The following is a 6,314-nucleotide window of genomic DNA, read 5'->3' as shown; positions in this document are numbered from 1 at the left end:
CGCGTTAGTTGCAGAACAAGTAGGCTGCTTCGGCAGACTAGTTTTATATCCTTTTATGTTGAAAAGGATATTACTTTAATAACATCGAATATAATTAATAAATTTTTATGGAGTTGTCTGCAAAGGAGAAAGCAAAATAATGTTTGAGACAATTAACTGGCGTATGTTTATTGATGCAAAGTCTAAGGAAAAAGCAAATAAAGTAGTTAAAACATTGACCCAAGTAATTGGAGAAATAGAAATCTTATCATTAGAACGATATTGGAAGGATCAAACTAAGTTTGAACTCGTTTGTAAGACTAAATTAGAGGTTAAGGAGTCAGAAAAAGCAGTATTTAATGCACTAGTAATAGCAAATCAAATTGCACAAGAAATATATGTGATTGGACCTACTTTATATGAAGGAAATCAAATAGAATTTGAAGGTATGAGTTCATCACCAAAAATTGTTGGAATTAGCTGGTTCCACTTTTATATTGAAAATTAGATAGCATTATTTAACTAACTGGCGCGTTAGTTAACAATGATGGACTGCTGCGGCAGTCCTTTTATTTTTCTGATTGGCAGGATAGTCGGATAAAGGATAATGTTTAATGATAAGGAATATATTTAAATAAGAATTATTTCTTAAATAAGTGAACTAAACTAAATAGGTTAATATATTAACTAAGTTATCTAAAGGGATTGATCAAATTGACACGTAATCGAGGGCTACCACAATTTCTTATTTTGGATGTTTCCAAAGATAGCAATGGAAAATACGCTAAGATAAAAGCTGAGTATACAGATGGAGATATTGTCATTCGATGTGGATTGGATTCTTTAACTTATAGTAAACTAAAAAATGCATTTTCAAATCATATTTTTGATAAGATGCCAGGTTTACATTATGAATATAAGCTTCTAGATTCATATAGTACCTCACGTAATGAAGATGGATCAAAGGTTTTCTTTGGGAATATTGAATGTATTCTTGGAAATCAAACAAAACATATTGAATTTAATTGTACAGAAACATTTGCTGGAAACATGGTATGGTTGAATGCTACTAATAGTTATAAAGAATTGGAATATTTAATTTGGAAAGATTAGACGGATTGAGATTTGCATAGACGAGAAAAAAATTACGTCTCAAAAATAATATTTCTTATTGAACTAACTGGCGCGTTAGTTGAAAATCATGGGTCACAGAAGTGGCTCATTTTTTATTGGAGTAAATGGCAGTATAGTTAATTAAGAAAGATAAATATATGGACATATTGTTCTGGAATATTAATCATTTTATAATTTAATAAAATACATATAGAAAAGTAAATGGTAAAAATGTGAAAAGATTTTTTAAAGGGAATTAATGAGGACAGAGAACTTTATGCTCCAGATACAAATGAACAATATAAAGAGATTACCTTGGAAGTAGGAATTTGTATGTTTAAATATACTTTTAATCTAAATAAGAAAAAAATAAATATTGAAGTAATCAAAGCACTTGAATTATATATTCAAAATGAAAAAATTGAAGTAGCTTTTAGACAAAGCGAAAAAAATTATGAGTTTATTACATGTAAAATGGAACCAAGTAAGTTTAATATTTTACAAGAATATTTCAATAGAAAACATAATTTTAAAATAGAGGATTGTACCATAATTGATTATGACCATTATCATATCGAAAGATATAAGGATAAAAAAAACATTCATTCAGCTACAGCATTCAAACTTAGTGAGTGTACATGGGAATTATACTATCAAGAAGGTGTTTTATATGATAGTTTGCCAAAATTAACAGGGGCATTAGAAGATGAAGGGAAATTCATTTTTGACTTGGTTATAAATGATAAAGAAGAAAAGAAAAAATTGGAATTAGCTTTTGATGAATGGTTAAACAATCTTTAATTTAGATCGAGTTTATAAAATATTAATTTTCATTGCGAATCAATATTATTTAGGACTTTCTTATGTAACTAACTGGCGCATTAGTTGAACATCGTGATCGACTGTAAAGTCGATTTTTTTATTGCAATATATGGGAGATTAATTGAAGGGTAATTAGAAAGAATCACGAATTTGTTTTAAATACTTTAATAAAAAGAACTTTCGGGAGTGTTCGAATGAAACAGTTATTTACTACAAAATTACGATATATTGTTGCTTTTACATTGGTGGTATCAATATCATTCAATGTGTTTTTTCTATATAAAAAACACCAACAATCTGAAGAGGAAATTACTACTGTAAATAAACTCTTTGACAACTATAGGGAAACAGAATATCACTTAAATGCATTAAAATACTTACCTCCCTTTAGTGATGAAACAAAGTCAGATTATCAATTTCATATAACTCAAGCATTTAATCTTTTAACAGCAAATGAAAATATTATTTGGATTAAATCAAGAATGATTCCTGAATATATAAAATCATTTAATAATAATGAGACATTTGATTTGTATTCAATTCAAGTATCAATTAATTACAGTCATCCAGATGTAATAAAAGAACTTGATAATTACAAAAAGGTTCTAAAAAACATTCGAGAATATGTAACAGGACCGTCTTATCAAAAATTACAAGAACCCCAAAAAATCTTAGAAAAAATGAACATTATATTAGAAAAAAATAATAAAAAATGGCATTAAAAACGGCGGAGATTTTTAGATTGCTTAATGTACTACCGAAAGTTCTTAATGAACTAACTGGCGCGTTAGTTGAATATCAAGTGCAGCCATTGGCTGCTTTTTTAATTACATATTTGGCAGTTTTGTGTAATAAGAAGTGTTAAAATAAAGACATAAATACAAGCAGTTATAAGGAGCAAATGATGAAAAAGTATACTTGTCCATGTTGTGGTTTGAAAACATTTTCTGAACCGAATGGTAGTTACGAAATCTGTTTAGTATGTGCTTGGCAGGATGATGGTGTAATGAATGATAATCCTGATTACTGGGGTGGTGCTAATCAGGTATGTTTAAGACAAGCACAAAGAAACTATATTAAATTTGGGGTAAGTGAGAAAAGATTTATCGGTAGGTTAGTTAGAAAGAATTACGAAAAAGATCCTTTATGGAAACCAGTGTGGGAAAAGGAATTAACACAGGGTGAAGACAAATCATTAAGTATAAAAATTGAAGGAAGTATTTTAAAAAATGGCTTCCAACAATCTATAGGCATGGATGAATTTTTAGATGAATTTGTGAAATTACTTGAAAGCAATGGATGGGCTTTTGGTGGCGACATTTTAAAAGGTAAGTGAACAAATATAACGATTGCAGGTGTTAGCTCAATAGCATGGGGGGCTGTAAGGAAGCCCTTTTACTATTGTAGGTTTTATTAATTTAAAGAAGATAATGGCGATAAATGGTGGTAAGATTTTTACTTGCATTTTTTATTTTTTTAATAATAGGTAGTTTAATATATAATACTCTACCACATAAATATATTTTATGGTTACTAGTTATTTACCCCTACACTCTATTTTGTAATTTTTGAAATTATTTTTAATCACGTAGGAAGGATTCTTCTTACTGATGTATTGATAGAATAGGTGCTGTAATTTTAATTGATTTATTAAACTCTTATTTAACTAACTGGCGCGTTAGATGAATAGCAAAAGCAGCCATTTGCTGCTTTTTTATTTATGTATCTGGCAGTATAGTTAAACAGAGAAATAAGTTAAAATTAATTAAACGAAAATATATTTTTATTAATGCTCTATAAAATGATTGGAGACACAAGCTATGTTTTTAGAGAAACATGAACCATCTACTATTGAAGAATATAATTGGTTTGATGAAAATGGAACTATTATAGATTCGGAAGCACTATTAACTAAAATGAAATTATCGAAAATAAATAGATACATTATAGAATTAAATGAGCACAGAGCATTTTCACAATTCATAAATTGGTTGTTTCATAACAATTATAAGATTTATTGTCTCGATGATCTTAAATTTGAAGTAAGAAACATGACTAATATACAAAGAATACTCTTTGAAAAGGAGAAATCTAAGGAAAATTGGAAACAAATTGATGATAAGAATATTTACTATAAAGAACTTAAGTCAGAAGATGATGTAACATATGGATGGGATAGTTTATTCTTCTTTTCAAAAGAAAGTTTTAACTGTAATGCTTTATGGAATCTATATAATGAGTTGAAACTAAATAAATCAAGATTTCCAAACTTAAGTTTTACCAAAATTTTGCCTAAAAATAAAGATTTTATTATTGGTAGAGTTTCTATGGGAGAATCATATTTTAAGCCAGGAACTAACGAAGAGACAGATGTATTAATTTGTTATACAGCACAAAAAATTTAAGATTCTTATTGAACTAACTGGCGCGTTAGTTGAAGATCACGAAAGGCTGCTTAGCAGCCTTTTTATTATGTTAACTGGCATTTTAGTTTAATAAGAAGTTCATAAAAAAGTGTTGTAGATTCCAAAATATGGTAAAGTTAATTTGTTCATTAAGTAGTTTGATAAGAGGTAGTAATTATAATAAAGAATAATACAACGGGGGCATTGAAATTGAGAATAATGGAAATAGAATCTTATTAATTGAGGTGACATGAATTTGAAAGAAAAAAAGACATTTACAATTTTAATAGATACTGTGTTATTTATTACCGTATTCATAATATTGGATTGGATGATAAATAAAAAAGAGGCATTTTCATTACAATTTTTATTCCCTTTGTTTGCCACTGGGATTACTTATTATGTAGTAAGGAGACTATTCTTAAAAAGATAGAACGCATTAGTCTAATACAACTAACTGGCGCATTAGTTACAAATGAAGGAGTCGATAAAGATCGACTCTTTTTTTAGTATTTTTCAATTTGATAGATAAGAAATTAAAAAACAAAACATGGAAAACAAATGATAAAATGGAAATATATTACAATTAAGGTGGTTAGTTATTTGAAGACTAAATTTATATTCATTATGTTTTTAATTCTCTTATTATTAACGGGATGTGTGAAAGAAATTAAATTAAAGGATATCGAGAAGATAAAAGTAGTATTAGTTAAGAAAGAAACAAGACCAGGTATTATTATTTACAAAATGAAATTAATTAATGGTAGCGATTTTGTTATAAAACAAAATAATATATATGTATCATTTCCAATCGAATTAAACGAAAACGCGCATAAGGGTAATGAATATAAAATCGAGGTTAAAGGCAACAAATTAGATATTCAGCCTGGAGAAGAATATACATTAAATGTAATAATGCCGATGGAAGGCATAGATAAATCTGTGTTGGCACTGGATACTCCAAGCTATGAATTAAAAGGATATTTAGAAAAAGTAGACAATAAACATCTTTTTAGCGTCGGTGGTGCTTTAATAAATAAGTAAAACACTTTTCAAACTAACGGATGTTTTAGTTACATAAGTGAATTGTTGTGGGATGGTGATTAATAATGGAATGGAAAGAGATTAAAACATCTGATGATATAAAAAAACTTCAAATGGTATTTGGAGGGTTCCATGATAGTTGTTTAAAAGAATTATATTTATGGACAGATAGTTATGTAGATGAAGATTTATCGATGGCTATGACATCAGGGACTAATGTAAGAATCCTCTTTCAAAGACAATTTGAAAATACATCAGCAATAGAATTACTGTTTGAAGGTGTTAAACAATTCCACATGTCACCACCTCCAGAAGACTATGATTCAATAATCTACGGAGCTTCTTTGTTAATTGAAGATGAATTAATTTATTGGGCAAATGATAGTAGTTGGAGCCCAACGAATAATATAGATTATGATGTTAGTTGGATTTCATCCAAAAGACTTAGATGGAGAGATGTTAGTTCATGGATGGGAGAAAAAATGAGATATGGTGTAATTAGTGAAGATTAAATAAATTTTTCTTCTTCCACTAACGCATGCGTTAGTGGAACAACTTGAGTTACTGATAGATTATCTATTAAATTTTTTGGAGGTAAAAGCTATACTCCATTAAAAGTTGATAGTAAGCAACCTTTAATTTTAGAAGAATATTCTTTATTAAAAGAAAACAGCTTTGAATTTAACTGGTTTGATGAAGAGGGAAAAAAGAAAAATGAAAGTATTAATATTAAAATAAAGTAATTATCTAAAGAAGAGATTCATATTTGTAAAAAAAATATTAAAATGTTATGCAACTAACTGGCGCGTTAGTTAAAGATCTTAAGCTGCTAATAGCAGCTTTTTATTTTAACTGGCATTTTAGTCAAACAATGAAATAAACAAATCTCTAACGAATATTATTAAGTAAAAAAACAGAATGAGGGCAAAGAAATATGTATCTATTTTTATT

General features: G+C 28.1%; 8 protein-coding genes and 1 pseudogene. All 9 read left to right on the top strand.

What is annotated here, in order from left to right; all coding sequences use genetic code 11:
- Positions 1-139 precede the first annotated feature (139 nt).
- The 9 genes and pseudogenes from V7056_RS19740 (at position 140) to V7056_RS19700 (ending at position 5,875) form a co-directional block, all read left to right on the top strand.
- A complete protein-coding gene (locus tag V7056_RS19740; RefSeq protein ID WP_499704094.1) occupies positions 140-487 on the top strand; it encodes a hypothetical protein in 348 nt (115 codons plus the stop codon).
- Positions 488-693: 206 nt separating this feature from the next.
- Entirely contained in the window at positions 694-1,092 is a 399-nt protein-coding gene (locus V7056_RS19735) for a hypothetical protein (RefSeq protein WP_499704093.1), read from the top strand.
- A gap of 333 nt (positions 1,093-1,425) precedes the next feature.
- On the top strand, positions 1,426-1,893 hold the full coding sequence (locus V7056_RS19730) for a hypothetical protein (protein WP_499704092.1): 468 nt from the start codon (positions 1,426-1,428) through the stop codon (positions 1,891-1,893).
- Between the two features lie 215 nt (positions 1,894-2,108).
- Positions 2,109-2,636 carry a hypothetical protein gene (locus V7056_RS19725; protein ID WP_499704091.1) on the top strand — a complete coding sequence of 176 codons (528 nt, stop codon included), beginning with the start codon at positions 2,109-2,111 and terminating at the stop codon, positions 2,634-2,636.
- A gap of 20 nt (positions 2,637-2,656) precedes the next feature.
- Positions 2,657-2,779, top strand: a complete 123-nt coding sequence (locus V7056_RS19720; RefSeq protein WP_499704090.1) for a hypothetical protein — start codon at positions 2,657-2,659, stop codon at positions 2,777-2,779.
- 39 nt (positions 2,780-2,818) lie between these two features.
- Positions 2,819-3,073 (top strand): annotated as a pseudogene (locus tag V7056_RS19715) (CPCC family cysteine-rich protein); the annotation flags it as partial.
- Positions 3,074-3,734: 661 nt separating this feature from the next.
- On the top strand, positions 3,735-4,319 hold the full coding sequence (locus V7056_RS19710) for a hypothetical protein (protein ID WP_499704089.1): 585 nt from the start codon (positions 3,735-3,737) through the stop codon (positions 4,317-4,319).
- A gap of 603 nt (positions 4,320-4,922) precedes the next feature.
- Positions 4,923-5,363 (top strand): hypothetical protein, encoded by a 441-nt coding sequence (locus V7056_RS19705; RefSeq protein ID WP_499704088.1) that lies wholly within the window; start codon positions 4,923-4,925, stop codon positions 5,361-5,363.
- A 65-nt stretch (positions 5,364-5,428) separates the two neighbouring features.
- Positions 5,429-5,875, top strand: a complete 447-nt coding sequence (locus V7056_RS19700; protein WP_499704087.1) for a hypothetical protein — start codon at positions 5,429-5,431, stop codon at positions 5,873-5,875.
- The last annotated feature ends 439 nt before the right edge of the window (positions 5,876-6,314 follow it).

It is taken from the genome of Bacillus sp. JJ664 (genome assembly GCF_036962205.1).
Lineage (GTDB): Bacteria > Bacillota > Bacilli > Bacillales > Bacillaceae_G > Gottfriedia.
Note: the sequence above shows the minus strand (reverse complement) of the source record. Positions and strands in the feature narration are given on the sequence as shown.